At 66.1% G+C, this 26,777-nt stretch carries 24 protein-coding genes; 16 read left to right on the forward strand and 8 right to left on the reverse strand.

The window, feature by feature from the left end; all coding sequences use genetic code 11:
- The first annotated feature begins 198 nt into the window (after positions 1–198).
- Positions 199–1,794: a transposase gene (locus tag A5784_RS02450; RefSeq protein WP_064942009.1), complete on the forward strand. Its 1,596-nt coding sequence runs from the start codon at positions 199–201 to the stop codon at positions 1,792–1,794.
- Positions 1,795–2,090: 296 nt separating this feature from the next.
- Here the strand turns inward: A5784_RS02450 and A5784_RS02455 are convergent, their stop codons facing one another.
- On the reverse strand, positions 2,091–2,891 hold the full coding sequence (locus tag A5784_RS02455) for a crotonase/enoyl-CoA hydratase family protein (protein ID WP_064942011.1): 801 nt from the start codon (positions 2,889–2,891) through the stop codon (positions 2,091–2,093).
- A gap of 33 nt (positions 2,892–2,924) precedes the next feature.
- Here A5784_RS02455 and A5784_RS02460 point away from each other — a divergent pair, with 33 nt between their 5' ends.
- Positions 2,925–4,613 carry an acyl-CoA synthetase gene (locus A5784_RS02460; protein WP_197514617.1) on the forward strand — a complete coding sequence of 563 codons (1,689 nt, stop codon included), beginning with the start codon at positions 2,925–2,927 and terminating at the stop codon, positions 4,611–4,613.
- Between the two features lie 29 nt (positions 4,614–4,642).
- Positions 4,643–5,764: an NAD(P)H-dependent flavin oxidoreductase gene (locus A5784_RS02465; RefSeq protein WP_064942015.1), complete on the forward strand. Its 1,122-nt coding sequence runs from the start codon at positions 4,643–4,645 to the stop codon at positions 5,762–5,764.
- A 111-nt stretch (positions 5,765–5,875) separates the two neighbouring features.
- On the opposite strand, the gene A5784_RS02470 is transcribed toward A5784_RS02465, so the two are convergent.
- Together A5784_RS02470 and A5784_RS02475 are read right to left on the reverse strand one after the other, a co-directional pair.
- Positions 5,876–6,937, reverse strand: coding sequence for a magnesium and cobalt transport protein CorA (locus A5784_RS02470; RefSeq protein ID WP_082944640.1), 1,062 nt, complete (start codon positions 6,935–6,937; stop codon positions 5,876–5,878).
- 209 nt (positions 6,938–7,146) lie between these two features.
- Positions 7,147–8,700 (reverse strand): succinic semialdehyde dehydrogenase, encoded by a 1,554-nt coding sequence (locus A5784_RS02475; RefSeq protein WP_064942017.1) that lies wholly within the window; start codon positions 8,698–8,700, stop codon positions 7,147–7,149.
- A gap of 197 nt (positions 8,701–8,897) precedes the next feature.
- Between A5784_RS02475 and A5784_RS02480 the strand changes: the two genes are divergently transcribed.
- Entirely contained in the window at positions 8,898–9,293 is a 396-nt protein-coding gene (locus tag A5784_RS02480) for a VOC family protein (protein ID WP_064942019.1), read from the forward strand.
- On the opposite strand, the gene A5784_RS02485 is transcribed toward A5784_RS02480, so the two are convergent.
- The 5 genes from A5784_RS02485 to A5784_RS02505 are packed head-to-tail and all read right to left on the reverse strand — an operon-like array spanning position 9,230 to position 14,774.
- The gene (locus A5784_RS02485; RefSeq protein WP_502687484.1) at positions 9,230–10,000 is read right to left on the reverse strand and encodes a helix-turn-helix domain-containing protein; all 771 of its coding nucleotides are present in this window, start codon (positions 9,998–10,000) and stop codon (positions 9,230–9,232) included. The genes A5784_RS02480 and A5784_RS02485 overlap by 64 nt on opposite strands.
- Entirely contained in the window at positions 9,957–10,952 is a 996-nt protein-coding gene (locus A5784_RS02490) for an NAD-dependent epimerase/dehydratase family protein (protein WP_064942023.1), read from the reverse strand. The genes A5784_RS02485 and A5784_RS02490 overlap by 44 nt, the downstream gene beginning before the upstream one ends.
- Before the next feature lie 3 nt (positions 10,953–10,955).
- Positions 10,956–12,458 carry a long-chain-fatty-acid--CoA ligase FadD17 gene (fadD17, locus tag A5784_RS02495; RefSeq protein ID WP_064942350.1) on the reverse strand — a complete coding sequence of 501 codons (1,503 nt, stop codon included), beginning with the start codon at positions 12,456–12,458 and terminating at the stop codon, positions 10,956–10,958.
- A gap of 23 nt (positions 12,459–12,481) precedes the next feature.
- Positions 12,482–13,579: an acyl-CoA dehydrogenase family protein gene (locus tag A5784_RS02500; protein WP_064942025.1), complete on the reverse strand. Its 1,098-nt coding sequence runs from the start codon at positions 13,577–13,579 to the stop codon at positions 12,482–12,484.
- Positions 13,580–13,592: 13 nt separating this feature from the next.
- The gene (locus A5784_RS02505) at positions 13,593–14,774 is read right to left on the reverse strand and encodes an acyl-CoA dehydrogenase family protein (protein ID WP_064942027.1); all 1,182 of its coding nucleotides are present in this window, start codon (positions 14,772–14,774) and stop codon (positions 13,593–13,595) included.
- Positions 14,775–14,939: 165 nt separating this feature from the next.
- On the opposite strand from A5784_RS02505, the gene A5784_RS02510 reads away from it, so the two are divergent.
- From A5784_RS02510 to A5784_RS02565, 12 genes are all read left to right on the forward strand, one after another.
- The gene (locus tag A5784_RS02510) at positions 14,940–15,131 is read left to right on the forward strand and encodes a ferredoxin (RefSeq protein WP_064942352.1); all 192 of its coding nucleotides are present in this window, start codon (positions 14,940–14,942) and stop codon (positions 15,129–15,131) included.
- Between the two features lie 14 nt (positions 15,132–15,145).
- A complete protein-coding gene (locus A5784_RS02515) occupies positions 15,146–16,060 on the forward strand; it encodes a 3-oxoacyl-ACP reductase (protein ID WP_064942029.1) in 915 nt (304 codons plus the stop codon).
- A 261-nt stretch (positions 16,061–16,321) separates the two neighbouring features.
- On the forward strand, positions 16,322–17,086 hold the full coding sequence (locus tag A5784_RS02520) for an MlaE family ABC transporter permease (RefSeq protein WP_029374128.1): 765 nt from the start codon (positions 16,322–16,324) through the stop codon (positions 17,084–17,086).
- A 52-nt stretch (positions 17,087–17,138) separates the two neighbouring features.
- Positions 17,139–17,981, forward strand: a complete 843-nt coding sequence (locus A5784_RS02525) for an MlaE family ABC transporter permease (RefSeq protein WP_064942354.1) — start codon at positions 17,139–17,141, stop codon at positions 17,979–17,981.
- A 4-nt stretch (positions 17,982–17,985) separates the two neighbouring features.
- Positions 17,986–19,188, forward strand: coding sequence for an MCE family protein (locus A5784_RS02530; protein ID WP_064942031.1), 1,203 nt, complete (start codon positions 17,986–17,988; stop codon positions 19,186–19,188).
- Positions 19,188–20,228, forward strand: coding sequence for an MCE family protein (locus tag A5784_RS02535; RefSeq protein WP_064942033.1), 1,041 nt, complete (start codon positions 19,188–19,190; stop codon positions 20,226–20,228). The genes A5784_RS02530 and A5784_RS02535 overlap by 1 nt, the downstream gene beginning before the upstream one ends.
- Positions 20,221–21,279: a virulence factor Mce family protein gene (locus A5784_RS02540; RefSeq protein WP_064942034.1), complete on the forward strand. Its 1,059-nt coding sequence runs from the start codon at positions 20,221–20,223 to the stop codon at positions 21,277–21,279. The genes A5784_RS02535 and A5784_RS02540 overlap by 8 nt, the downstream gene beginning before the upstream one ends.
- Entirely contained in the window at positions 21,276–22,700 is a 1,425-nt protein-coding gene (locus A5784_RS02545; RefSeq protein WP_064942035.1) for an MCE family protein, read from the forward strand. The genes A5784_RS02540 and A5784_RS02545 overlap by 4 nt, the downstream gene beginning before the upstream one ends.
- Positions 22,700–23,893, forward strand: coding sequence for an MCE family protein (locus tag A5784_RS02550; RefSeq protein WP_082944641.1), 1,194 nt, complete (start codon positions 22,700–22,702; stop codon positions 23,891–23,893). The genes A5784_RS02545 and A5784_RS02550 overlap by 1 nt, the downstream gene beginning before the upstream one ends.
- The gene (locus A5784_RS02555; protein WP_064942036.1) at positions 23,894–25,603 is read left to right on the forward strand and encodes an MCE family protein; all 1,710 of its coding nucleotides are present in this window, start codon (positions 23,894–23,896) and stop codon (positions 25,601–25,603) included.
- Positions 25,603–26,295: an Rv1363c family protein gene (locus A5784_RS02560; RefSeq protein WP_064942037.1), complete on the forward strand. Its 693-nt coding sequence runs from the start codon at positions 25,603–25,605 to the stop codon at positions 26,293–26,295. The genes A5784_RS02555 and A5784_RS02560 overlap by 1 nt, the downstream gene beginning before the upstream one ends.
- On the forward strand, positions 26,295–26,777 hold the full coding sequence (locus tag A5784_RS02565; RefSeq protein ID WP_064942038.1) for a hypothetical protein: 483 nt from the start codon (positions 26,295–26,297) through the stop codon (positions 26,775–26,777). Before A5784_RS02560 ends, A5784_RS02565 begins: the two co-directional genes overlap by 1 nt.

A 26,777-nucleotide genomic window follows, 5' to 3' on the forward strand; every position in this document is an offset into this window, starting at 1 on the left:
ATGCGATCGTCGGCAGCGTCAGATGTGTATAAGAGACAGGGGGACCACCACATCGGCGTTGGTGAGCGACGGGCCGAATTGAACGACAGCGCCGAGGATTGCGGCCACCCAGTGGCTGTTGCAGAATCGCGGGGTCGAAACGCGTGACTGAGGGTGTGGTTCTCGAGACACTCGGGTATGGCTCGTGGATATCGCCCGGTGGCCAGGGATCAGCAGTTCCTGTTGCCGCCGAACATGATCGATTGGTTACCCGAAGATCATCTGGTCTGGTTTGTGATCGAGGTCGTCGAGCAGTTGGATACGACGGCGTTCCACGCCAACCGCAAGCTGGGTGGGGCAGGTCGACAGGCATATGACCCGGACATGCTGCTGGCGTTGTTGATCTACGCCTACGCCAGCGGGGAACGCTCGTCACGGCGTATCGAACAGCTGTGCAGCGATCATGTGGCGTTTCGGGTGCTGTGTGCCCAGGACGCTCCTGATCACACCTCGATCGCCCGGTTCCGCGCCGCGCATCACGACGCGTTCACCAACCTGTTCGCCCAGATCCTGCAATTGTGTTCAGCTGCGGGGATGGTCAAGGTCGGGGTGATCTCCATCGATGGCAGCAAGATCGCCGCGAACGCATCGCACGGTGCCAACCGGTCACCGGAATCAGTGGGGCGCGAGGTCGAGCGGATCAGCCGCCAGATCGCCGAGACCGTGGTCGGCGAGGCGGCGGCCACCGACGCGGCCGAAGACGCCGAGCACGACCACCGGGACGGTGGTGGTCGAGATGGTGAGGGGCTGCCTGAGCAGTTCTCCCGGCACAGCGGCCGAGCGGCGAACATCGCCAAAGCGCTCGGCGAACTCAACCGCCGTCGCGACGCTGACGCGCGCGCCGATGCCGCCGACGCGGCTGCCGCCGAGGAATACCTGGCTCGGATCGCCGCCGGTGGCCCGATAAGACACCGACCGGGAAATGTGGACCCTGTGCGCTACCACCAAGCCCGAATTGACCGTGCCTGCAACCAGATTGACTCCGTCGAAGGCATCAAAGGTGCCGTCGCCAATAAGGTCCGCCGCGATGCCCGCTTCAAACTCAAGGTCGCCCAGCAGGCCTTGGACAAGGTCCAAGCAGACATCGCCGCCGGTCATCAACCCGACCTGCGCGGCAGGGCTGCTCAGCGACGCGATCGCCGGGCCAGACGAGCACACGCCCGCGGCGCCTCGGCCGATCCGGTCAACACCACCGACCCCGATTCCCGGTTGATGCTCGAAGGTTCCACCGGTGGGTCGGTGCAGGCTTACAACGCCCAGTTCGTTGTCACCGATGATCACTACGTCCTAGGCGTGCACATCAGCCAGGACGCCAACGACGCCCACTGCTATCTGCCGGCCATCGCCGAAGCCACCACACAGGCCGACGTCCTGGGAAAACAGATCGGTCTGGTCCTGATGGACTCGGGCTACTTCACCGACGAAAACCTCACCGCTGCTGGTCCCGATCGGCTCATTGCCCCCGGCAAGAACCGTGACCTGCACATCGAGGCACGCGAGGATCCCACCGACGGGAAGCCGCCAGCAGATCTCGCGCCCAAAGACGCCATGCGCTACCGCTTACGCCATCCCGGCAACACCGAACGCTACAAACGCCGCGGCGCCACCGTGGAACCCGTCTTCGCCCACCTCAAAGACCAGATCAAACTCCGCCGGTTTTCCCGCCGAGGACTGGCCGCAGTCACCGCCGAACTCCACCTCGCAGCCTCCGTCATCAACCTCCTGCGCCTGCACAACGCACAACCGGCCATCTAGGCCACCACACAAAGAAACCCCTTGGCACATCCAACGACATGCCAAGGGAATCTCATCAGCCGAGCAGAAAACGCAACAGCCACCCAGTGGCTGCAATCCGAGACGTAAGCACCGCGACACCCACTGCCTACCGCGAGCGTGAACCCTCTGCGAATCTGAGCGCCGGATTTCGCAGACAGTTCACACTCGTGGAGACGAATTCAGTCCAACCTCGCCACCGTCGCGCCGACAAACCGCCAAAATTGCAACAGCCACATGGTGACCGCAATCCTCGGCGCAACGTCCGTCGGACCGGCTTACTTCATCTGGAAGTTGGGCGCCCGCTTCTCCTTGAAGGCCAGGGGGCCTTCTTTGGCGTCCTGGGACAGGAACACCGGGATGCCGTTGGCGGTGTCCGGTTTGAACGCGTCGAGTTCGTGCATGCCCTCGGTCTCGCGGATGGTCTTGAGGATGGCCTGCACGGCCAGCGGACCGTTGTTGTTGATCACCTCGGCGATCTCCAGGGCCTTGTCCAGCGCTGTGCCGTCGGGCACCACGTAGCCGATCAACCCGTAGGACAGTGCCTCGGCCGCGGTGATGTGGCGACCGGTCAGCAGCAGATCGCACGCGATGGTGTACGGGATCTGGCGGACCAGGCGCACGGCCGAGCCGCCCATCGGGTACAGGCTCCACTTGGCTTCGGAGATGCCGAACTTCGCGCTTTCGCCGGCCACCCGGATGTCCGTGCCCTGCAGGATCTCGGTGCCGCCTGCGATGGCGGGGCCCTCGACCGCGGCGATCAGCGGCTTGGTGAGGCGGCGGCCCTTCAGCAGGCCGTCGATGCGTGACGGGTCGTAGCTGCCGTCCTTGAAGGAGTCACCCGGCGGCTTCTTGGTCGCGCCCTTCAGGTCCATGCCCGCGCAGAAGTAGCCGCCCGCACCGGTGAGGATGCAGGTGCGGATCTCCGGATCGTTGTCGACGCGGTCCCAGGCCTCGACCATGATCGAGAGCATCTCGGTGGAAAGTGCGTTGCGGGCCTCCGGCCTGTTCAGCGTCACGATCAGGGTGTGTCCGCGCTGCTCAATGAGGGCGTCGGGCCCCTTTGGGGTATCGCTCACGGGTGTCCGCCTCTCTGCGTTTTCGACCCAGACTTGTCACGAAATGTAACACGTTCTAGTTTAGGTTCTGTGGCTCTGAATATCGCCGATCTCGCCGAGCACGCCATCGACGCTGTGCCGGACCGTGTCGCCCTGATCTGTGGGGACGAACAGCTGACCTACGCCGAGCTCGAGGCCAAGGCCAACCAGTTGGCTCACTACCTCGTCGCCCAGGGCGTCAAGAAGGACGACAAAGTCGGCTTGTATTGCCGCAACCGCAACGAGATCGTCATCGCGATGCTGGGCATCGTCAAAGCCGGCGCGATCCTGGTCAATGTCAACTTCCGCTATGTCGAGGCCGAACTGAAGTACCTGTTCGACAACTCCGACATGGTCGCTGTGGTCCATGAACGCCAGTACTCCGACCGGGTGGCCAACGTGCTGCCGGAGCTGCCGCTGCTGAAGACCAAGCTGGTCGTCGAGGACGGCAGCGACCTGGACTACCAGCGATACGGCGGCGTCGAGTTCTATACCGCGATCGCCGACCAGTCACCCGAGCGTGATTTCGGGCCGCGCAGCGAGGACGACATCTACCTGCTCTACACCGGTGGCACCACGGGTTTCCCCAAGGGCGTGATGTGGCGTCACGAGGACATCTACCGGGTGTTGTTCGGCGGCACCGACTTTGCCACCGGCGAACCGATCGCCGACGAATACGACCTGTCCAAGCAGGCCGTCGCGAACCCACCGATGATCCGGCTGCCCATCCCTCCGATGATTCACGGCGCGACGCAGTCGGCCACCTGGATGGCGCTGTTCACCGGCCACACCGTGGTGCTGATGCCGGAGTTCGACGCCGATGCGGCCTGGCGAATGATCCACGAGCACAAGGTGAATCTGCTGTTCTTCACGGGCGACGCGATGGCCCGCCCGCTGTTGGATGCATTGCTCGCGCATCAGGACGCGGGTAACGAGTACGACCTGTCGTCACTGTTCCTGCTTGCCAGCACTGCTGCGCTGTTCTCGACCAGCCTCAAGGAGAAATTCCTTGAGCTGCTGCCGAATCGGATCATCACCGACTCGATCGGCTCGTCGGAGACGGGTTTCGGCGGCACCAGCATCGTGGCCAAGGGACAGAGTCACACCGGCGGCCCGCGCGTGACCATCGACAAGAACACCAAGGTGCTCGACGACGACGGCAACGAGGTGGTCCCCGGTTCCGGCGTGCGCGGCATCATCGCCAAATGCGGCCACATCCCGGTCGGCTACTTCAAGGACGAGAAGAAGACGGCCGAGACGTTCCGGACCATCAACGGTGTGCGGTACGCGATTCCGGGTGACTACGCCGAGGTCGAGGCCGACGGCAGCGTGACGATGCTGGGCCGCGGCTCGGTGTCGATCAACAGTGGCGGTGAGAAGGTCTACCCCGAAGAGGTCGAGGCAGCGCTGAAGGGTCACCCCGACGTGTTCGACGCCTTGGTGGTGGGTGTTCCCGACGAGCGTTTCGGTCAGCATGTCGCCGCGGTGGTGCAACCGCGCGAGGGCGCCCGCCCGTCACTGGCCGACCTGGACGCGTTCGTGCGCTCGGAGATCGCCGGGTACAAGGTGCCGCGCAGCCTGTGGCTGGTCGACGAAGTGAAGCGCTCACCGGCAGGCAAGCCCGACTATCGGTGGGCCAAGGAGCAAACCGAACAGCGGGCCGCCGACGAGGTGCACGCAAATCACGTGGGAGCAACCAAATGACCGGGCGAGCGAAGCGACGGGGGAATTAGATGAAGACAGATCTGTGCGAGCGGTTCGGGATTGAATACCCGATCTTCGTCTTCACCCCGTCGGAGAAGGTCGCCGCCGCAGTGAGCAAGGCCGGCGGGCTGGGCGTGCTCGGCTGCGTGCGATTCAACGACGCGGACGACCTGGAGAACGTCCTGCAGTGGATGGACGCCAACACCGACGGAAAGCCCTACGGCGTCGACGTCGTGATGCCCGCCAAGATCCCCACCGAGGGCACCGCCGTCGACATCAACAAGCTGATCCCGCAGAGTCACCGTGACTTTGTCGCCAAAACCCTTGCCGATCTTGGTGTTCCACCCCTCCCGGAGGATGAGGAGCGCAATGAGGGCGTGCTGGGCTGGCTGCACTCGGTGGCCCGCAGCCACGTCGAGGTGGCGCTGAAGCATCCGATCAAGCTGATCGCCAACGCGCTGGGCTCACCGCCCAACGACGTCATCGAGCAGGTGCACGCCGCAGGTGTGCCGGTGGCAGCGTTGGCAGGCAGCGCCAAGCACGCGCTGCGCCACGTCGAGAACGGCGTGGACATCGTCGTCGCGCAGGGACACGAGGCCGGCGGGCACACGGGCGAGATCGGCTCGATGGTGCTGTGGCCGGAAATCGTTGACGCGCTTGACGGTAAAGCGCCGGTGCTGGCCGCCGGCGGCATCGGTACCGGTAAGCAGGTCGCGGCCGCGCTGGCTCTCGGGGCGTCGGGCGTGTGGATGGGCTCGGCATTCCTGACGTCGGCCGAATACGACCTGGGGCATCGGCTTCCCGGCGGCACGTCGACCATCCAGGAGGCGCTGTTGCGGGCCGGCACCGCCGACACCGTGCGCCGCCGGATCTACACGGGCAAGCCGGCCCGGCTGCTCAAGACCAAGTGGACCGATGCCTGGGATGCCCCGGACGCACCGGAACCACTGCCGATGCCGCTGCAGAACATCCTGGTCAGCGAGGCGCATCAGCGGATGAACGAGTCGGACAACCCGGACACCGTGTCGATGCCGGTCGGTCAGATCGTGGGCCGGATGAACGAGATCCGTCCCGTCGCCGACATCATCGGGGAACTGGTGAGCGGTTTCGAGGCGGCCACAAGGCGCCTCGACGACGTCCGCGACAGCTGATTTCTTTCCGCGAGCAGTCACGCCGGTACCGGAACTGCGGCGTGTTGCGGACCTGAGTGTCTGCTGGCCGGAAAAACTCGCGCGAAAAACTCGCGCGGAAGAAGTGGGCAGCTACGGAGCCGGTGGTCGGACGTGATCGGCCGCCGCCGCCCGCGCGACCGCGATGCGACCTGAGGTAGCCGCCGTCGCACGCTTGTTGTAGCGCATCCACGCCCAGAGCAATATCAGCGGAACCACCAGCCCGCCGACGCCGAACACGATGAAACTCGTGAAGCCGCTCATGTGTTCGGTGAGCCAGGCGAAGTTCTGCCCGAAGAAACCGGTGATGAAAGTCAGCGGTAGGAACACCGTGGCCAGGATCGTCAGCTGCTCGATCGTGCTGTTCTGGCGCACGCTCACCTCGGTTTGTTCCACCGAGATGACGGCCATGTTCGCTTGCAGGACTGTGGCCAGGAGTTCCTTCTGCGCGGCGACTTCCTCGCTGATGAGATGCACGTGATCGTGCACATCGCGCAGATACGGCGCGAGTTCGGCCTCCTCGACATTGCGCTCGACGCGAGTGAGCACCGCGAGCAACGGGTGGACCGCGCGATAGAAGTTGGTGACCTCGCGACGGAGATCGTAGATCTGCTCGGTCGGCGCGACCGCGCCGGAGAATACGGTGCCTTCGACCAGCTCGATGTCGGATTCCAGGCCGGCGACCACCGGGCCGTACCCCTTGATCACCTGGTCGAGGATCGCCCACAACACTGAGTTGGGGCCCAGTGCAAGCAGTTTCGGGTGTTGTTCGAGTCGGGTCCTGGCACCGTGCAGCTCACTCGCGACGCCTTGGCGAACTGTGATGACGAAGCCGGGCCCGACGAAGATGCTGATCTCGCCGAAGTCGACCTCGTCCTGCTCGTGGTTGTAGCGGGCCGTGCGCAGGATGACGAGCTGCACCCCGGATTCGTACTCTTCGACCTTGGGACGCAGGTGAAAGGTCTTGGCGTCGTCGACGGCCAGCTCGTGCAGATCGAAGGAGTCCCGCACCTCGTCGAGTTCCTCGCTGCTGGGCTCGAAGAGGCCCAGCCACACGAACCCGCCTTGATGGCATTGCTGTGCCGCTTCGTCCAGAGAGATCGTCCGGTCGCTTTGCCGGCTACCGTCGAGATAGTGCGCGCAGTCGACAATCACGGGGCACCTCCTGCAGAACATGGGGTAGCTACTGGCTGTATTCAACACCGCCGTCGAAATCTACGGTCGGCATATGAGCGCACACCTTCCTCAAATCCCAATGTCATGACGTGCCAAGGGGTTTCCGCGGAGATTAACTGAGAACTAGCTGCAGAATGCCTGGGTATCTCCCGCGAGCAGCCCCCAGACAGCTGCTCGCGCGGGAAAGGTCAGCGGCCGGGCAGCTTCTGGACGGCCTGGATCATGGGCGTCAAAGCCTTCTGCCACAAAGTCTGTGATATGCCCAGCGGCGGGTCGAGGTTGAGCACCCGTGCGGTGGAAACCGTCTGTGACTCGGTGTATTTGAGGATGCCGTCGGCGCCGTGGCGGCGACCGATGCCGGAAGCTTTCATGCCGCCCATCGGTGCCGCGGTGCTGCCGAACGCCAGCGCGTAGCCCTCGTCGACGTTGACCGTGCCCGCCTGCAACCGGGCCGCGATGGCCTCGCCTTCGGCCTTCGACGCGGCCCAGACACTGGCGTTCAGGCCGTATTCGGTGTCGTTGGCCTTGGCGATGGCCTCCTCGACGGAATCCACCGGATAGATCGACACGAGGGGGCCGAACGTCTCGTTGCGGCCGCATTCCATCTCGTCGGTCACGTCGGTCAGCACGGTCGGTTCGAAGAACAGCGGTCCGATGTCCGGACGGGCATTGCCGCCCGCGATCACCTTGGCGCCCTTGACCTTCGCGTCGTCCACGTGGCCGGAGACGGTCTTCACCTGATCCTCGGAGATCAAGCTGCCCATGTCGGCAGTGAAGTCATAGGCGCTTGAGAGCTTCATGTTTCGCACTCGTTCCCCGAACTTGGCGGTGAACTCCTCGGCGATATCCCGTTCGACGTAGATGCGCTCGATGGAGATGCACAGCTGGCCGGCGTTCGAGAAGCAGGCGCGGGTGGCGGCTTTGGCGACCACGTCCAGGTCGGCACCTTTGGTGACGATCATCGGATTCTTGCCGCCGAGTTCCGCGGAGAAACCGATCAGCCTGCGGCCGCACTGTTCGGCCAGTGAGCGGCCGGTGGCCGTCGACCCTGTGAACATCAGGTAGTCGCAGTTCTCGACGATTGCGGTGCCCACCACCGAACCCGGCCCGGGAACGACCGCGAACAGGTCGCGGGGCAGCCCGGCCTGGTACAGCAGTTCGGCGTTGGCCAGGGTGCAGTACGGCGTTTGGCTGTCCGGCTTGACGACGACGGCGTTACCGGCGAGCAATGCCGGGATGGAGTCCGAAATGGACAGTGCCATCGGGTAATTCCACGGCGAGATCACGCCGATGACGCCCTTGGGATGGTGGTTCACCACGGTCTTGACGAAACCGGGCAGCAGGCCCTGGACTCGCTTGGGGGAGAGCAGCTTGGCGGCCTCGCGCGCGTAGTAGCGCGAGTTGAGAATCATGTCCACGATCTCTTCCTGCGCGGCCGACCGGGCTTTACCGGTCTCGGCTTGAGCCACGTCCATCAGAAAGTCGCGGTTCTGCGCCACCAACTCGCCGAATCGCTCGATGATCGCGCACCGGTCCTTGACCGGACGCTTCGCCCAGTTCGCCTGGGCAGCGCGGGCTTTTGCAAACGCAGCGGTGACGTCTTCGGCGGTACCGACCGGAATGGTGGTCAGCTCTCTGCCGGTGAAGACCTCCTCGATCGACTTCGACTGGCGTGCGTTCGGATCGGCGATCGCGACGAGATTGCGGAGCCGGGCGAAGTCGGCGGCGGACGGAGCGGGCATGGAGGACCCTCCCTACTGACGAGTAACTAGCGTATTAGGCCCAACCTACCCGGTACCCGTGGTCCGACCAACCCTCCCGGGAGCCGATAAATCCGTCAAACTTCGTCTGTTGCCGACTAGACCTGCCGGCGACGGTGGACCCAACGTTGTCCGATCTGTTCACGACGGTGCTACCCGCACCGTTCTAACCTGCAGATATGCCTGTTGAGTTCACGTCGACCGTGGTCGAAATCGTCGCCAAAGACCTGCACCGCTCGTTGGAGTTCTACCGATTGCTCGGCCTCGCGGTCCCCGAGCCCGACGGACCGCACGTCGAGGTGGCCCTGCCCGGCGGCAACACGCTGGCGTTCGACACCGAGGACGTCATAGCCGGGATGCACGCCGACTGGGCTCCGCCCACCTCAGCCGGCCGGGTCGCGATCGCGTTCGGTCTCGCCGCGCCCGCCCAGGTCGACGATCTGTATGAACGGCTCACCGCTGCGGGGCACGCGGGAACGCTCAAACCGTTCGATGCGCCGTGGGGCCAGCGCTACGCGACCGTCGAAGATCCTGACGGCACCTCGGTGGACCTGTTTGCGGCGCTACCGAGCTGACCAAGGGGCACCCCGGCCAGTGACCGCACCTCGCGGTGCAGATGGGGTTGGTCGGCATAGCCCGCTTGGGCCGCGACGGCGGCGGGCGCGAGGCCGGACTGCAGCAGCCGCATGGCCCGCCGGAAGCGCAGGATGCGCCGCAGCTGCGCCGGGCCGTAGCCGTACACCGTCGTGCAGTGCCGCTGCAGGCTTCGGCTGGACCAGCCTGTGGCACGGGCTGTTTCGACGACGCTGGCACCCTCGGCCAGCCGTCGGGTGACCCGGTGCAGGACCGGTAGCGACCAGGGCGCGGTCTCGGCGCGCGGGGATGCGGCGACGAGCGTGCGGGCCAGCCGCTCCAGCGTGGTGTCTTGGCGGATCGGGCGCAGCTCCCGCAATGCGGTCCGGGTGTCGCGAAGCACGACGGCCGGGACGCCGAGCAGTCGCGGGAGTACGCCGGGAAGAAATCGCAAGCCCTGCACCGATTCCTGGCTACCGGACGCCGTGAACGCCGTGGTGTCGGGACCGGCCACCACGATGTCGTCGTCGACCCGGATCAAGTCCATGCATCCGTCGGGCAACACCAGTCCCGGTGCTGCCGGACCGGTGCGCTCCCACCGGCACTCGATCAAGTCACCCATCCCGCGCGGTGGTGGCAGTTCGCGGTAGCCCCCGACCGCGACGTTACCCGCCCACGGTGACGTTTCTCGGCCCGAACGACGCGGCAATCGCCTCCTGCGGCGACCGCCAACGGTCGATGCCGAGGTCGGCGAGCGTGTCGGCGTCATCGGTCGGCGTGGCAGCCGTGAGCAGCAGCGCGGCTTCGTAGCTGAGTCCGTCGCCGAGCGGCAGCACGCTGCCGGCCTGGTCGGCAAGCCAGCCGATGGCTCGGAACACACTCGGCGACAGGGGGATTCGTCGAATACTGCGTCCGGTTCCCTGAGCGAGCGCATCGATCATCTCGTCGAACGTCAGCATGACGCCGCCGCAGACGTAGCGCCGCGGACCCCGGCCGGGTCGCATGAGCCGCACATGTACGTCGGCGACGTCGCGGACGTCGATCATCTGCATGCCGCCCCGCAGCTTGGGCGCGATCCCGGCGCGCACGATCGGCGCCCAGCCCCGTTCGGTGACACCGGCGGCGGTGAAGTAGGCGGGGCCGACGACCGAGGACGGATAGGTGACGACGACGGGCGCGCCTTGCTGCTGCAGTCGCCGCGCCACCCGATCGGCGTATGCCTTGGTCTGCGCATAGGGGCTGCGTCCGGGAGCCGGTGGGGTGTCCGCGGAGATGACGCCATCAGGCGCCGGGAACAGCGCGCTGTAACTGCTCACGCAGACAACAGGATCCAGCCCTGCCTCGACCGCGCGGGTCAGTACGGACTCGGTGGCGTGGGCGTTGATCTGCCACATCAACTCGGTGCGCCGTCGGTCGGTACCCACCACGCCTGCGGCGTGCAGAACGGCTTCACACTCGGCGAGCAGCTGCTCGACGACGCCGTCGTCGCGGATGTCGCCCTCGACGACCGTCAGATTCCCGGCATTCGTGAGGTGGCCGAGCACCGGATCGTCGGCGCATCCGGGTGCGGCCAGCAGACGGACCTCATGCCCCGCCCGCAGCAGACCGCGCACGATGTGCGCGCCCACATATCCCGTCCCGCCGGTCAATGCGATTCGCACAGTTCACCTTTCGATGGGCCATACCGGGTCGGCGCAGTCGGGACCTTCCGCGGACAGCTGCCGCTTGATCACCTTGAACGTCTCGGTGCGCGGCAGTGCGGTGGCGACCCGAATGTGCGCAGGCCATTGTTTGGGCCCGAGATCGGACTGATCGGCCAGGAATATCCGGAACGCAGTGGGATCGAACACCGCGCCCGGCCGCAGCACCAGCGCGGCCATCACCTGATCGCCCACCGCCGGATCCGGGATCGGGTACACCGCTACCTCGACGATGTCGGGGTAGCGCAACAGGATTCGCTCGATGGGCGCGGTACCGAGATTCTCGCCGTCCACCCGCATCCAGTCGCCGAGCCGCCCGGCGAAATACGCGTAGCCGTTCTCGTCGCGGTAGGCCAGGTCGCCGGTGTGGTAGACACCGCCGGCCATCCGCTCGGCCTCGGCGTCGGGATCGTTGTAGTAGCCACGGAACCAGCCGCGCCCCGTCGGGTTGACCAGCTCACCGACGACGCCCGGCGGGCAGGGCTCGCCGGTGTCGACATCGAGGATCGTCACCTCATCGGTGAGCGGGCCGAGGGATCCGTCGGGAGTATCGGGGGTGCGGGCGATCGCCACTCCACCTTCGGTGGAGCCGAACCCGTCGACGACCATCACGCCGAACCTCTTGGCGAACCGGTCGATATCCCGCGGCGCGGCCTCGTTGCCGTACATGATCTTCAGGGGATTGTCGGCATCATCGGGGTGGGCCTCGGTGGCCAGAATGTAGGACAGCGGTTTACCGACGTAGTTGGCGTAGGTGGCGCCGTAGCGCCGCACGTCTGGAAGGAAACCCGATGCGGAGAACTTGCGGCGCAGAGCAATTGACGCTCCGGCCGCTGCGGCGACCGCCCAGCCGGCCATGATCGCGTTGGAGTGGAACAGCGGCATCGACAGGTAGGCGGTATCGGCCGGGCCGAGTCCGAAGCGGTCGGCGAGCATCCGGCCGGGAAAGGCGACCTTGTCGTGGGTGATCCGGACGGCCTTGGGGTCGCCGCTGGTGCCAGACGTGAAGATCAGCATGAACAGGTCGTCGGCGGACAGGCTCGCGAACGTCACCGGGGCGCCCGCGTGAGATCCGAGTTCGCTTGCCCATGAACGCGATTCGACGTCGATGTGGTCGACTTCGGGCGGAACGATGTCGGGGTTGTCGGTGAGCACCAGCTGGCAGTCGGCCCGGGCGATGTCGCGAGCCAGTGCCGCGCCGCGTCGGGTGGGATTGAGCCCCACCGGGACCAGGCCCGTCAGCCCGGCAGCCACCAGCAGACTGGAGAAGAACGGCGTGTTGCCCAGCAACACGCCGACGTGCGGTGGCTTGGCCGGGCGGGGTAGCCGGGCCCGCAACGCCGCCGCCAGCTGGGCTCCGGCGGCGATGTGGTCGGCCCAGCTGACGAAGGTGTCGTCCGCGTAGATGCCGCGGTCGGTCACGTTCGCCAGCGGGGCCAGGAGTTGTGTGACGGTGGGACCGGTCAAGCGGGCGTGCGGACTCGGCACAATCAAGCTGGCGTGTCTGCTAATTCGCGTCCGATCCGCAGCAGCTGCCCGGTCGCGCCGCCGAGACCGAACTCGGTCTGCTTGGCGGCCAGGAAGTAGCGGTGCACCGGATGATCCATGTCGATGCCGACGCCGCCGTGCACGTGCACGGTGGTGTGCGCGACCCTGTGGCCGGCCTCGGCGGCCCAGAACGCGGCACTCGCGACGTCGATGTCGGCGGGAAGGTCCTCCGACAGCCGCCAGGCGGCCTGGGTGAGCGTCAGGCGCAGTCCCTTGATGTCGATGTACCCGTCGGCCAGCCGTGACGACACGGCCTGGAAGCTGCCGATCGGCCGGTCGAACTGTTCGCGTTCGCGGGCGTACTCGGCGGTGAGCTCGAGGGCGCGTTCCAGGACGCCGAGCTGATACGCGGTGCGGCCCAGGTCGGTGTGCGTGGTGAGCCAGTCCACGACGTCGGCACCGCCGACGAGGCGTCCGGCGCTGACTTCGGTGCCCTGCAACTCCAGCAGCCCCACGCTGCCGCGGGCGGTGGTGTCCAGCGCCGTCACCGTCACCCCGGGATCATCGGCGGCGATCAGGACAACCCTTGTCCCCGAGCCTGTCTCGGCGGGCACCAAAAACGCGTCGGCGACCGGCCCGAAGCCCACCAGGGTGCGGGTACCGGTGAGCCGATACCCGTCGCCTGCGGACTGGGCCTGCACGGGGCCCTGGCCCATCTCGCCGTCGAGCGCGACCGTCAGGATCTTCTCGCCCGTCACCGCCGGCGTCGCCCACTGGTCCCGTAGCTCATCGGATCCGAACGCGGCGAGCGCACCGGCAGCCAGCACCACCGACTCCAGGTACGGCACCGCGGCCAGCTGACGCCCCAGCGCGGTCAGCACCGCGGTCTGCTCGAGCACGCCGAAACCGCCGCCGCCCAGCGACTCTGGGGCCGCGGCCGAAAGTACGTCGGACTCGATCAGCTTGGCCCACAGGTCGCGGTCGATACGCTGCGGCAGCCCGTCGAGTTCACGCTGATGTTCGGGAGTGCACACCGCTTCGGTGATGGTGCGCACCAGGCCGCCCAGGTCGTCGGCGGCTTCTGTGGTCGTGAAGTCCATTGCTGTGCTGTCCTTACCGGTTCACTCGGGGCAGGCCGAGGGCAACCATGCCGATGATGTCACGCTGAATCTCGTTGGTGCCGCCGCCGAAGGTCAGAATCAACGCCGAGCGGTGGAAGCGTTCGATGCGGCCGCGCAGCAGCGCGCCGTGGCTGTCGGCCCGCAGCGTCGCCGAGGTGCCGAGCACCTCCATGAGCAATCGATAGGCCTCGGTGGCCAACTCGGTGCCGTACACCTTGGCCGCCGATGCGTCGGCGGGTGAGGGCGCGGCGTCCTGTGCAGAGGCCAGTTCCCAGTTGATCAGCTTGAGTACCTCGGCCTTGGCGTGCACGCGGGCCAGGTTGAGCTGCACCCACTCCGCGTCGATCAGCCGCTTGCCGTGCACGTCCTTGGTGTTCTGCGCCCACTCGCGGACACCGTTGAGCGCGACGTAGATGGGCTGCGCGGAGACCAGCGCGACGCGTTCGTGGTTGAGCTGGTTGGTGACCAGCTTCCAGCCGGCATTCTCCTCGCCGACGAGGTTGGTCACCGGGATACGCACGTCCTGGTAATAGGTGGCGCTGGTGTCGACGCCGGACATGGTGTGCACCGGAGTCCACGAGAAGCCTTCGGCTGTCGTGGGCATGATCAGCATGGAAATCCCGCGATGCTTCTTCGCCTCGGGGTTGGTCCGCACGGCCAGCCACACGTAATCGGCGTAGGCGATCAAGCTGGTCCACATCTTCTGGCCGTTGACGATGTAGTCGTCGCCGTCGCGGACCGCGGTGGTGCGCAGCGCGGCCAGGTCGGTGCCCGCACCGGGCTCCGAGTAGCCGATCGAGAAGTGCAGTTCACCGGCGGCGATCTTGGGCAGGAAGAACTTCTTCTGCTCCTCGGTGCCGAAGTGCATGATCGTCGGGGCGACGCTGTTGATGGTCAGGAACGGCACCGGGGCGCCTGCGATCGCGGCCTCGTCGGTGAAGATCAGCCCGTCCATCGGCGGGCGGGCCTGGCCGCCGAACTCCTTCGGCCAGCTCAGCGTCAGCCAGCCGTCCTTGCCCATCTGAGCCACCGTCTCGCGGTAGACGTTGCCGCGACCCATCTCGCCCTCTGAGGAGGTGAGCGCCTCCACGCGCTCCGGCGTCATCAGCTGGGAGAAGTACGCGCGCAGTTCGCGGCGCAGCTCCTCCTGCTCCGGGGTGTAACCGATCCGCATCCGCTTGCATCCTCACTGCTTGATGGACCTGAGTTCTCACCCGGTTGTAACACGTTCTAGTCTTGGGGTCCAGGCCGGTGCTGGACTGGCATCGGCCGGACCGGGTCGTATTCTGTGGCTGCGTGCAGGCAGCCCGGTGCGCACACACGTCTTGAGGAGGTCGTGATGCGAGTTGAAGTTGACCGTGATCGGTGTGAAGGCAATGCAGTGTGCGTGGGAATTGCCCCCGACCTGTTCGATCTCGACGACGAGGACTACGCCGTGGTGAAGGCCGATCCGGTGCCTGCCGACCAGGAGGATCTGGCCGAGCAATCCATCGCGGAATGCCCCCGCGCCGCCCTGCTCCGTAAAGACTAGAGGTATTCATAAATATGACCGACCCTGATATCGACCTGTCCGGAAAAGTCGCGGTGGTGACCGGCGCGGCGGCGGGACTGGGCCGCGCCGAGGCCATCGGGCTGGCCCAGGCCGGAGCCACCGTGGTGGTCAACGACATGGCCGCCGCGCTCGACGCCTCGGATGTGTTCGACGAGATCGCGGCAGCGGGCTCCAAGGGGGTGGCCGTCGCAGGTGACATCAGCCAGCGTTCGACGGCTGACGAGCTCGTGAAGACAGCGGACGAGCTGGGCGGCCTGAACATCGTCGTCAACAACGCCGGCATCACCCGCGACCGGATCCTGTTCAACATGACCGACGAGGAATGGGACGCGGTCATCGCGGTCCACCTGCGCGGCCACTTCCTGCTGACCCGCAACGCGGCCACCTACTGGCGCGCGAAGGCCAAAGCAGGGGACGGCAGCGTCTACGGCCGCATCGTCAACACCTCGTCGGAGGCCGGCCTGTCCGGACCCGTCGGGCAACCCAATTACGGCGCCGCGAAAGCCGGCATCACGGCCTTGACCCTCTCAGCGGCGAGGGCCCTGGAGCGCTTCGGGGTGCGGGCCAACGCCATCGCGCCGCGCGCCCGCACGGCCATGACCGCAGAGGTGTTCGGTGACGCGCCGGAGCTTGCTGACGGCGCGGTCGACCCGCTGTCCACCGATCACGTGGTCACCCTGGTGCGTTTTCTCAGCTCACCGGCAGCCGAAGCCGTCAACGGGCAGCTCTTCATCGTTTATGGTCCAACTGTCACGTTGGTCGCGGCGCCGACGGCCGAACAGCGCTTCACGGCGAATGCCGACGCGTGGGCGCCGGAAGACCTCAGCGTGACACTTCGCGATTACTTTGCTGATCGTGACCCTGAGCGTGGATTTTCGGCCACCGCGCTGATGACGGAACGAGACTGACCGTCTCGGTCTCCAGGATTCAGTGCCGGGTAGAACACGTTCTAAAAAGGTGTCGTCGTTACGTGTCTTGATCAGCAAAAACGCGTGAATATTGACTGTTTTTGCGGTTCTTTGACACTGCGAACGTGTTCTAGTTAATATGAGCCGGCTCACTATGAGCGACGTAAGAACATGGGGTGGGAGCGCCGCCGGGAACGACGGCCTAGGGTCTTTCGCCATGCAGCCCAACACCTGCCCCGACCGCCGAGAATGGAGCCGAGGTTGATCGAACAGCTTGCGGTTCCGGCCCGGGCCGTGGGCGGGTTCGTCGAAATGTCGTTGGACACTTTCGCCAAGATCTTCCGCCGCCCGTTCCAGCTCAAGGAATTCCTCGATCAGACCTGGATGATCGCGCGCGTCTCGCTGGTACCGACGCTGCTGGTCGCCATCCCGTTCACCGTGCTCGTGGCGTTCACCCTCAACATCCTGCTGCGCGAGATCGGCGCCGCCGACCTGTCCGGGGCGGGCACGGCGTTCGGCACCATCACCCAGCTGGGCCCGGTCGTGACCGTGCTCGTCGTCGCGGGCGCCGGTGCCACGGCCATCTGCGCCGACCTGGGGGCCCGCACCATCCGCGAGGAGATCGACGCGATGCGGGTGCTGGGCATCGACCCGATCCAGCGCCTGGTGGTGCCTCGCGTGCTGGCCTCGACGTTCGTGGCCCTGCTGCTCAACGGCCTGGTGTGCGCCATCGGCCTGGCGGGCGGTTACGTCTTCTCCGTCTTCCTGCAAGGCGTGAACCCGGGGGCCTTCATCAACGGCCTGACAGTGCTGACCGGCCTCGGCGAGTTGGTGCTCGCCGAGATCAAGGCGCTGTTGTTCGGTGTGGTCGCCGGACTGGTCGGCTGCTATCGCGGCTTGACCGTCAAGGGTGGCCCGAAGGGTGTGGGCAACGCCGTCAACGAGACCGTGGTCTACGCGTTCATCTGCTTGTTCGTCATCAACGTGATCATGACCGCCATCGGCGTCCGGGTGCTCGTCCGATGACCGGCATGATTGTTGCGTGCGAAACAACCGCGGGATCGAAGAAGGCGACGGTATGAGTTACGACGCCACGCTTCGTTTCCGCCGACTGTTCCGCGGTGTCCCGCGGGTCGTCGACACCGTCGGAGAACAGGCGCTGTTCTACGGCGAGACCATGCGGTACATCCCCAACGCCATCACCCGGTACCGCAAGGAGACCATCCGCCTGGTCGCCGAGATGACGATGGGCGCAGGCGCGCTCGTCATGATCGGTGGCACGGTCGGCGTCGCGGCCTTCCTGACCCTGGCCTCGGGTGGCGTCATCGCCGTCCAGGGCTACTCATCGCTCGGCAACATCGGCATCGAGGCGCTGACGGGCTTCCTGTCGGCCTTCCTCAACGTGCGCATCGTCGCGCCGGTCATCGCGGGAATCGCACTGGCCGCCACCATCGGCGCAGGCGCCACCGCACAGCTGGGCGCGATGCGGGTGGCCGAGGAGATCGACGCGGTGGAGGCGATGGCCGTGCACGCCGTGTCCTACCTGGTGTCGACGCGGCTGATGGCCGGGCTGATCGCGATCGTGCCGCTGTACTCGTTGTCGGTGCTCGCCGCCTTCTTCGCAGCGAGGTTCACCACGGTCTTCATCAACGGCCAGTCCGCGGGCCTGTACGACCACTACTTCAACACGTTCTTGATCCCCAGCGACCTGTTGTGGTCGTTCCTGCAGGCCATCGTGATGGCTGTCGCCGTCATGCTCGTGCACACCTACTACGGCTACAACGCCTCCGGCGGCCCGGTCGGCGTGGGCATCGCGGTCGGGCAGGCCGTGCGTACCTCGCTCATCGTCGTCGTCACCATCACCCTGTTCATCTCCCTGGCCGTCTACGGCGCGTCCGGCAACTTCAACCTCTCCGGGTAGGCCCATGTCTGACGGAAACGCGAAGAAGAGCCATGTCAGGATCGCCGCGGCGATCCTGGCCGCCATCGTGGCCGTGGCGGTGACCTTCACCTACCTGTCCTACACAGCCGCATTCACCAGCACCGACACCGTCACCGTCACCGCACCGCGGGCCGGTCTGGTGATGGAGCAGGACGCCAAGGTCAAATACCGCGGCATCCAGATCGGCCAGGTCAAGAACATCGAGTACGCCGGCCACGAGGCCAAGCTGACGTTGTCGATCAAGAGCGACGAGATGCGCTACATCCCGTCGAACGCCGGCGTGCGGATCGCGGGAAACACCATCTTCGGAGCCAAGTCGGTCGAGTTCCTGACGCCGGACAACCCGGACAGGAAATCGCTGCGGCCGGGTACCAACGTTGCCGCCAAGGACGTGCAGCTGGAGGTCAATACCCTCTTCCAGACCCTGTCCGACGTGCTGAACAAGATCGACCCGGTCAACCTGAACGCGACCGTGAGCGCGTTGGGGGAGGGCCTGCGCGGCCACGGCGATGACCTGGGTGCCGCCATGACGGGGCTCAACCAGTACCTGCAGCAACTCAATCCGAAGTTGCCGACGCTGCAGGACGATTTCGCCAAGACCGCCGTGGTGGCCAACATCTACGGCGATGCAGGCCCCGACCTGGCCAAGATCATCGACAACTTGCCCGCGCTCAACAAGACCATCGTCGACGAGAAGGACGATCTGAACGCGACGCTGCTGTCGGCGATCGGGCTGGCCAACAACGGCACTGCCACGCTGGCCCCCGCTGCGGACAACTACATCGCCGCCATTCAGCGGCTGCGGGCGCCGCTGAAGGTGGCCGGCGACTACTCCCCGGAGTTCGGCTGCATTCTCAAGGGGACCAGGGTCGCGACCGAACGGTTCGCCCCGATCATCGGCGGTATCCGGCCGGGCCTCTTCGTGTCGTCGAACTTCCTGCCCGGTTCGCCGGCCTACACCTACCCGGAAAGCCTGCCCATCGTGAACGCTTCCGGCGGTCCGAACTGCCGCGGCTTGCCGGACATCCCGAGCAAGCAGTTCGGCGGTAGCTGGTACCACTCGCCCTTCCTTGTCACCGACAACGCCTACGTGCCGTTCCAGCCGAACACCGAAGTGCAGTTCGACGCCCCGTCGACCCTGCAGTTCCTGTTCAACGGCGCGTTCGCGGAAAGGGACAGATTCTGATGACCGCGCGTCACGACCGCACCCTGCTCAAGGTCGCCATCTTCGCCGTCGCCATGCTGCTGGTGGCGGCCATGCTGGTGGTGGTCTTCGGCCAGTTCCGGTTCTCTTCGAACAACAGCTACCACGCCACGTTCACCGAGGCGTCCCGGCTCAAGGCAGGCCAGGACGTGCGGATCGCGGGCGTGGCGGTCGGCACCGTCAACAAGGTCAAGCTCAACCCGGACAACACCGTTGACGTCGCGTTCGACGTCAACAAGCGCTACCAGCTCTACACCTCCAGCCGCGCGCTGGTGCGGTACCAGAACCTGGTGGGCGACCGGTACATGGAGATCGCCGCAGGCCCGGGTGAGCTGCGCAAACTACCGCCCGGCGGAACCATTGCCCTTCAGAACACCCAGCCCGCGCTGGACCTCGACGCGCTGCTCGGCGGGTTGCGCCCAGTGCTCAAGGGCCTGGACGGAGCCAAGGTCAACGAGATCTCGAACGCGGTGATCGAGCTGCTGCAGGGCCAGGGCGGCGCCATCTCGAACCTGCTGACGAGCACCGGAGCCTTCACGCAGAATCTCGCGGCGCGCGATCAGCTCATAGGTGACGTGATCACCAACCTGAACACCGTGTTGGGCACCGTCGACGAAAAGGGCGCCAAGTTCGACGCCAGCGTCGACGAGCTGCAGAAGCTCATCACCGGGCTGGCTCAGGGGCGGGACCCGATCGCAGGTGCCATCGGCCCGCTGGCGTCGGCCGAGAACGATCTGACCTCGATGCTGCAGGAGTCGCGGCGGCCCGTGCAGGCGGTCATCGAGAACGCGCGCCCGTTTGCGCAACGTCTCGACGAACGCAAGGCCGACGTGAACAAGGTGATCGAGCCGCTCGCCGAAAACTATCTGCGGCTCAACGCGCTCGGCGCCTACGGTGCGTTCTTCAACATCTACTACTGCTCGATCCGGATGAAGATCAACGGTCCCGCCGGCAGCGACATCCTGATCCCGTTCGGCGGTCCGCCGGACCCGTCCAAGGGGAGGTGCTCGGACATTGGCTAGGCGCGACGGTGACAATGCGCTGCGGACCGGAATCTTCGGCATCGTCCTGGTGACCTGTGTGGTGCTGGTGTCCTTCGGTTACAGCAGCCTGCCGTTCATGCCCCAGGGCAAGGTGTACGACGCGTACTTCAGCGACGCGGGCGGCATCAGTCCCGGCAACGACGTCAACGTGTCCGGAATCAGGGTAGGCAAGGTGACCGGCGTGGCGCTTGCCGGTGACACCGCCAAGGTCAGCTTCACCGTCAACCGGGACATCAAGGTCGGTGACCAGTCGTTGGTCGCCGTCAAAACCGACACCGTGCTGGGGCAGAAGTCCCTGGCAGTCACGCCGAAGGGCTCGGGCACCTCGTCGGTCATCCCGTTGGGACGCACCACGACTCCCTACACCCTCAACACCGCGCTGCAGGACCTCGGGCGCAACGTGGGCGAACTGGACAAGCCGCGCTTCGAAGAGGCCCTGCAGACCCTGACCGACACCTTGCGTGATGCCACCCCGCAGCTGCGTGGTGCGCTCGATGGCGTGGCGAATCTGTCGCGCAGCATCAACAAGCGCGACGAGGCTCTCGAACAGCTGCTGATGCACGCCAAGCGCGTATCGGATCTGCTGGCCCAGCGTGCCGGCCAGGTCAACCAGCTCGTCACCGACGGCAACCAGCTGTTCGCCGCGCTCGATGAGCGCCGCCAGGCGCTGAGCAACCTCATCGGTGGCATCCGCGGTGTGTCCGAACAACTTTCGGGATTCGTCGCGGACAACCGGCGGGAGTTCAAGCCGGCGCTGGAGAAGCTGAACGCCGTCATGGACAACCTGCTGGAGCGCAAGGAACACATCGGCGAGGCACTCAAGCGGCTGCCGCCGTACGCGACCACCCTGGCCGAGGTCGTCGGCAACGGGCCGGGCTTCAACATCAACCTGTACGGTCTGCCGCCTGCGTCGATGTCCGAGGTGCTGCTCGATGTCTACTTCCAGCCGGGCAAGCTCCCCGACAGCCTTGCCGACATGCTGCGCGGCTACATCTCGGAGCGGACGATCGTGAGGCCGAAGTCGCCATGACGCAAGACAATTCGGTGTCCAAGCGCAGCCGCTGGCTGCGGACGGGGCTCGCCGCGGTGCTGCTGATCATGCTGGCGGTGGGCGTCTACGAGGTGTGGCCGTCGCGGGTCGGCAACAAGTTGACCGCTTACTTCACCAACGCGGTGGGGCTCTACCCCGGCGACGAGGTGCGCGTGGTCGGGGTTCCGGTCGGCCGGATCGACTCGATCGAGCCGCGGCCGACCGACGTCAAGGTCAACATGACGCTCGATCGCGGGGTCAAGGTGCCCGCCGACGCCAAGGCGCTGATCATCGCCCCGAACCTGGTGTCCGCCAGGTTCATTCAGCTGACTCCCGCCTACACCAAGGGCGACGCGATGGCCGACGGAGCGTCGATCGGCCTGGACCGCACCGGGGTTCCGGTGGAGTGGGATGACGTCAAGGAGCAACTGACCCAGCTGAGCACACAGCTCGGCCCGCAGCAGGGTTCGGTTCAGGGACCGCTGGCCCAGTTCGTCAACCAGGCCGCCGATACCTTCGACGGCAACGGTGACTCGTTCCGCAACGCATTGCGCGAGCTGTCGCAAACAGCTGGGCGACTGGGCGATTCGCGCACCGACCTGTTCGGCACCATCAAGAATCTGCAGATTCTCATCGATGCGCTGTCCAACAGCAACGAGCAGATCGTGCAGTTCACCAACCATGTGTCGTCGGTATCGCAGGTGCTGGCGCAAAGCTCCAGCGGCCTGGACACCACGCTGGCCACGCTCAACCAGGCGCTCGGCGATGTGCGCGGTCTGCTGCACGACAGTAACGACGCGCTGATCGGGCAGGTCAGCAAGCTGGCCGAGTTCACGCAGATCCTCACAGATCACAGCGACGACATCGAGCAGATCCTGCACGTGACGCCCAACGGTCTGGCCAACTTCTACAACATCTACAACCCCGCCCAGGGCACCGTCGGTGGTCTGCTGTCGCTGCCGAACTTCGCCAACCCGGTGCAGTTCATCTGCGGCGGTACGTTCGACGTCGGGGCGAACCCGGACAACTACAAGCGCGCCGAGATCTGCCGGCAGCGGATGGGCCCCGTGCTCAAGCGCATCACGATGAACTACCCGCCGGTGCTGTTCCACCCGATCAACAGCATCACCGCCTACAAGGGACAGATCATCTACGACACTCCCCAAACGGAGGCCAAGTCGGAGACGCCGGTGCCCTATCTGCAGTGGCAGAACGCACCGGGCGTCACGCCGCCGCAGGTTCCCGCGGACGCATCGCTGAGTTCGTTGATGGTGCCCCCGGCGCCGGCTGCGGCGCCGAGTACGTCGCACGCCGGTGGTCCCGAGGCCGCCGCACCTCCCGGGCCCGCTCCGGCTGAGCAGGCCCCGGCCGCGCAGGCTCCCGTGGCGCCACAGCCCGCCGAGCCGGGGGCCGGCGGATGATGCGGGGTAAGGCATTGAGGCGTAAGGCATCACGGCTGAGCAGCCGGACCGTGGCGATCGGGTGCGGCACGGTGTTGCTTGCGGGCTGCCAGTTCGGCGGGCTCAACTCGCTGAACATGCCGGGCACCGCCGGGCACGGTGCGGGTTCGTTCACCGTCACCGTGGAGCTGCCCGACGTGGCCACGCTGCCCCAGAACTCGCCGGTGATGGTCGACGACGTGACTGTGGGCAGTGTGTCCGGGGTGGACGCGATGCAACGTCCGGACGGCTCGTTCTACGCCGCGGTGCAACTGTCGCTCGACGGCAACGTCAAGCTGCCGGCCAACGCCACCGCCAAGGTCGCCCAGACGTCGCTGCTCGGATCGCAACACGTGGAACTCTCCGCGCCGGTCAACGAGCCCGGCGAGGGTCAGCTGCGCCAGGGCGCCAACATCCCGCTGAAGCAGACCGGTCGCTACCCGACCACCGAGGAGGTGCTCTCCTCACTGGGAATGGTGGTCAACAAGGGCAATCTCGGTGCGCTGCAAGACATCACCGACGAGGCCTACGCGGCCGTGGCCGGCAGGGCGGGCCAGTTCACCGACCTGATCCCGCGACTGGCTGAGCTCACCCAGTCGCTCGACCGGCAGACCAACGACATCATCGCGGCAGCCGACGGACTGAACCGCTTCGCGTCAATCCTGGCGCGCAGCAAGGACAATCTGGGCCGCACGCTGGATACGCTGCCCGGTGCCCTCAAGGTGCTCAACGACAACCGGTCCAACATCGTCGAGGCGTTCACCGCGCTGCGCAGCTTCGCCGAGGTGGGCGCTCGCATCCTGTCGCAGACCAAGGACGACTTCGCCGCGGACTTCAAGGACCTCTACCCGGTGATCAAGTCGTTCAACGACAACGCCGACGACTTCATCAAGGATCTCGAGTTCCTGCCGACCTTCCCGTTCCACTACAAGTACCTGCGCAACGCGGTCCGCGGCGATTACCTCAACGTGTTCGTGACGTTCGACCTGACGTTGCGCCGCTTCGGCGAATCGGTCTTCACCACAGGCGGTTTCGACCCGAACATGAAGCACCTCGACGAGGTGATCAACCCGCCGGACTGGCTGACGGGCGAGATGGCGAACCTGTCGGGGCAGGCCGCCGATCCGTTCAAGATCCCACCGGGAACCGCGACACAGCATGAAGGGAAGCCGTAGATGATTGACCGGCTCACCCGTATGCAGCTGATGATCTTCGGCGTCGTCACCGTGCTGACCGTCGGGGCGATATCGCTGTTCTACCTACACCTGCCCGCCGCGGTAGGTATCGGCACGTATCACGTGAACGCCAACTTCGTCACCGGCGGTGGCATCTACCAGAACGCCAACGTCACCTACCGCGGCGTCACGGTCGGTCGGGTGGAGTCGGTCGGGCTGGCCCCAGACGGTGTGGTCGCGAATCTGCGGCTCAACAGCAACACGGCGATCCCGGACAACGTCGTCGCCACGGTCAAGAGTGTCTCGGCGGTCGGCGAGCAGTACATCGATCTGGTGCCACCGGCCGACCCGTCGGCCAACAAGCTGCGCAACAACGCGAGCATCGACCAGAAGAACACCCGGGTCGGCCAGGACATCGCCGGGCTGTTGGCCACGGCCGACACCCTGGTCAGCAGCGTCAGCAACAGCCGGCTGCAGGATCTGCTGCGGGAGACGTTCAAGGCCTTCAACGGTTCGGGACCGGAGTTGGCCCGGCTCATCCAGTCGTCGAGGCTGCTCATCGATGAGGCCAACGCGAACTCCGCGCAGACCAATCAGCTGATCGACCAGGCCGGCCCGTTCTTGGACGCCCAGATGCGCAGCGGCGACAGCATCCGCTCGCTCGCCGACGGGCTGGCCCGGTTCACCGGTGAGGTCAACAACGCCGATCCACAGCTGCGCTCGGTGCTCAAGACCGTGCCGGGAGCGACCGCCGAGGCCAACACCACGTTCAGTGGCATCCGCCCGACGTTCCCGGTGCTCGCCGCCAACCTGGCCAACTTCGGCCGCATCGGGGTGATCTACAACAAGTCCATCGAGCAGGCGCTGGTGATCTTCCCGGCCCTGCTGGCCGCGCTGAACACCGTGGCAGGCGGCGTGCCGTCCGACGAGGGTGGCAAGCTCGACTTCAAGATCGACCTGGGTGATCCGCCGCCGTGCAACACAGGCTTCCTGCCGCCGACCCAGATCCGGTCTCCCGCCGATCTGACACTGCGGGATCTGCCGACCGACATGTACTGCAAGACCGCCCAGAACGATCCGGCGGTTGTGCGCGGTGCGCGCAACTACCCGTGCCAGGAGTTCCCCGGCAAGCGGGCGCCCACGGTGCAGTTGTGCCGCGACCCCAAGGGCTACATCCCCCTCGGTAGCAACCCGTGGCGCGGGCCGCCCGTGCCGTACGGCACGCCGATCGAGGACGGCCGGAACATCCTGCCGCCCAACAAGTTCCCAAATATCCCGCCGCAGGTGGACCCGGATCCGGGCCCGCCGGTGGTACAGCTGCCGCCCGGTGTCGAGCCGGGCCCCGGGCCGGCGCCACACGCGCCGTTCCCGTTGCCCGTGCCGCCGAACAAGCCGGGTCCGCAGCCGCCGCCATGGCCGTACTTCGCGCCGCCGGACCAGGTGGTGCCGCCGTACGGGCGGACCCCACCGGCTCCGGATGCGCCGCCTGCACCGGAGGCCCCGGCGCCTGAGGCTCCGCCTGCACCGCAGGCACCCCTACCTGCGGAAGCGACACCGCAGGCCAGTGCTGCCAGCTTGGGCACCTACGATCAGCACAGTGGGGTCTTCGCGGACGCCAACGGTGGCACCGGTGTGTACGCGCCCGGCGCCGAGAATCTGAAACCCGCGGAAACCTGGGTAGACCTGATGATGGATCCAAGGCAGGCTTGATGACCGAAGAAACGGCCTTGACGCAGGACACGAGGCCGGTGCGACGCAAGGCGTCGCGGGCAGCCGGCCCAGCGGGTGAGGCGGCCACGACGACCACTGAGGTGCGCGTCGAACCGGCCATCACCCCGGTGCGGGCGAAACCGGCGACGAAGATGAAGCCGCCGCCACGTCGGCGCGCGAACGGCAGGCTGGTCGTGAGCGTCGCCGCTGCGGTGCTGGCTGTTGCGACCGGCGCGGTAGGCGGGCTGACATACGCCATGCTCAACGAGCAGCGGGCCGCCGAGGCCGAGCAGGCCCGTGAGGGACGGTTCGTCGACACGGCCACGCAGACCGTGGTGAACATGTTCAGCTACACCCAGGACACCATCGACGAGAGCGTGAACCGCTTCATCGACGGCACCAGCGGGCCGCTGCGCGACATGATGAGCCAGGGCAACAACGCCGACAATCTCAAGGCGCTGTTCCGCGACACCAAGGCCAGTTCTGAGACCGTGGTCAGCGGAGCGGCTCTGGAGAAGATCGACAACATCGCCAACAACGCCTCGGTGCTGGTGTCCGTCCGGGTGACCGTCACCGACCCCGACGGTGTCAACGCGCCGTCGAAGCCGTACCGCATGCGGGTCGTCGTGCACGAGGACGACAACGGCCACATGACGGGATACGACCTCAAATACCCCGACGGGGGTAACTGATGAACCGCATCGCCGGCGTCGTCGTCGCGCTGCTCGCGGTCGCCTTTGTGGCGGTGTCCGGGGCGGGCGGCGTGCTGTACTGGAACCGCGTCGAGCAGCACGGCGAGCAGCAGACCCGGGCGGAGCTGCCGGGCCTCGCCGCCACGCAGGTCCCGCTGATCCTCGGCTTCGACTACCAGACCATCCTGGATACCAGGACGAAGGCCTACCAGCTGATGACGCCCACGTTCCGCAGCCAATACGAGGACGACACCACCAAGAACGTCATCCCGCAGGCCCACGACCGGCAACTGATCAGCCAGGTCAACGTCGTCGGCGCGGGAATGCTTGACGCACAACGTAATTCGGGATCGGTGTTGGTCTTCATGAACCGCGTGCTTACCGACAAGAGCAAGCAGTCCCTGTACGACGGCTCACGGCTCAAGGTCGACTACCGCAGGGTGGACGGCAAGTGGCTCATCGACGGGATGAAGCCGATCTAG

Origin of the sequence: Mycobacterium sp. 852013-50091_SCH5140682 (genome assembly GCF_001665685.1) — a bacterium.
GTDB lineage: Bacteria > Actinomycetota > Actinomycetes > Mycobacteriales > Mycobacteriaceae > Mycobacterium.

What these genes read in the sequence shown, in the direction of transcription:
- A5784_RS02465 (WP_064942015.1), top strand. Translation starts at nt 4,643, where the DNA reads ATGAAGACAGATCTGTGCGAGCGGTTCGGGATTGAATACCCGATCTTC.
- A5784_RS02475 (WP_064942017.1), bottom strand. Translation starts at nt 8,700, where the DNA reads ATGCCCGCTCCGTCCGCCGCCGACTTCGCCCGGCTCCGCAATCTCGTC.
- A5784_RS02480 (WP_064942019.1), top strand. Translation starts at nt 8,898, where the DNA reads ATGCCTGTTGAGTTCACGTCGACCGTGGTCGAAATCGTCGCCAAAGAC.
- A5784_RS02500 (WP_064942025.1), bottom strand. Translation starts at nt 13,579, where the DNA reads ATGGACTTCACGACCACAGAAGCCGCCGACGACCTGGGCGGCCTGGTG.
- A5784_RS02505 (WP_064942027.1), bottom strand. Translation starts at nt 14,774, where the DNA reads ATGCGGATCGGTTACACCCCGGAGCAGGAGGAGCTGCGCCGCGAACTG.
- A5784_RS02510 (WP_064942352.1), top strand. Translation starts at nt 14,940, where the DNA reads ATGCGAGTTGAAGTTGACCGTGATCGGTGTGAAGGCAATGCAGTGTGC.
- A5784_RS02515 (WP_064942029.1), top strand. Translation starts at nt 15,146, where the DNA reads ATGACCGACCCTGATATCGACCTGTCCGGAAAAGTCGCGGTGGTGACC.
- A5784_RS02525 (WP_064942354.1), top strand. Translation starts at nt 17,139, where the DNA reads ATGAGTTACGACGCCACGCTTCGTTTCCGCCGACTGTTCCGCGGTGTC.
- A5784_RS02530 (WP_064942031.1), top strand. Translation starts at nt 17,986, where the DNA reads ATGTCTGACGGAAACGCGAAGAAGAGCCATGTCAGGATCGCCGCGGCG.
- A5784_RS02535 (WP_064942033.1), top strand. Translation starts at nt 19,188, where the DNA reads ATGACCGCGCGTCACGACCGCACCCTGCTCAAGGTCGCCATCTTCGCC.
- A5784_RS02545 (WP_064942035.1), top strand. Translation starts at nt 21,276, where the DNA reads ATGACGCAAGACAATTCGGTGTCCAAGCGCAGCCGCTGGCTGCGGACG.
- A5784_RS02550 (WP_082944641.1), top strand. Translation starts at nt 22,700, where the DNA reads ATGCGGGGTAAGGCATTGAGGCGTAAGGCATCACGGCTGAGCAGCCGG.
- A5784_RS02555 (WP_064942036.1), top strand. Translation starts at nt 23,894, where the DNA reads ATGATTGACCGGCTCACCCGTATGCAGCTGATGATCTTCGGCGTCGTC.
- A5784_RS02560 (WP_064942037.1), top strand. Translation starts at nt 25,603, where the DNA reads ATGACCGAAGAAACGGCCTTGACGCAGGACACGAGGCCGGTGCGACGC.
- A5784_RS02565 (WP_064942038.1), top strand. Translation starts at nt 26,295, where the DNA reads ATGAACCGCATCGCCGGCGTCGTCGTCGCGCTGCTCGCGGTCGCCTTT.